Raw genomic sequence first — 509 nt, forward strand, 5'->3', positions numbered from 1 at the left:
CACGGGCCTGGGCGCCGAACCGGGAACCGGCCTGCGGGAGCAGGTCGGCCAGGACCGGGGTGGCGGCGGCGGGCGTGGCGATGGCCATGGGCGGGTCTCCTGACGACTCGTTGGGTGATCACTTGTGAACCTATGTCGTCGCCCGGGCCGGTGAGGGCGTCGGATCCGGCCAAGGGCCGCTGCCCTGGCTTGTCGTGTTCGGCGCATTTCGGCCAGCTGGAGTGAGGAAGCGATCACTTTCCGTCAGATGACCGTCCGGATGGCGGTCTACCGGCCCCGGATATTGGCATGCCCACCGTTTGTACCGAATAGTGGACGGTCCCTCCCGCTATCCGTACAAGGTCTGGACCTGCCTGATGTCCTCCCCCACCCCCCAGCCGACGCTGGAGCCCACCGAGCGGTCGGCCACCGCCGCGCCGAGCGGCCTCACCCACGGCCTGAAGCAGCGTCACCTGTCGATGATCGCGCTCGGCGGCGTGATCGGTGCCGGGCTGTTCGTCGGCTCCGGG

The 509-nt window shown here is 69.5% G+C and carries 1 pseudogene; it reads left to right on the top strand.

The features are described from left to right. Positions 1-356: 356 nt before the first annotated feature. Positions 357-509, top strand: a pseudogene (locus tag ABD323_RS45620) (amino acid transporter); the annotation flags it as partial.

This window comes from Kitasatospora nipponensis (genome assembly GCF_039528135.1).
Classification (GTDB): domain Bacteria; phylum Actinomycetota; class Actinomycetes; order Streptomycetales; family Streptomycetaceae; genus Kitasatospora; species Kitasatospora nipponensis.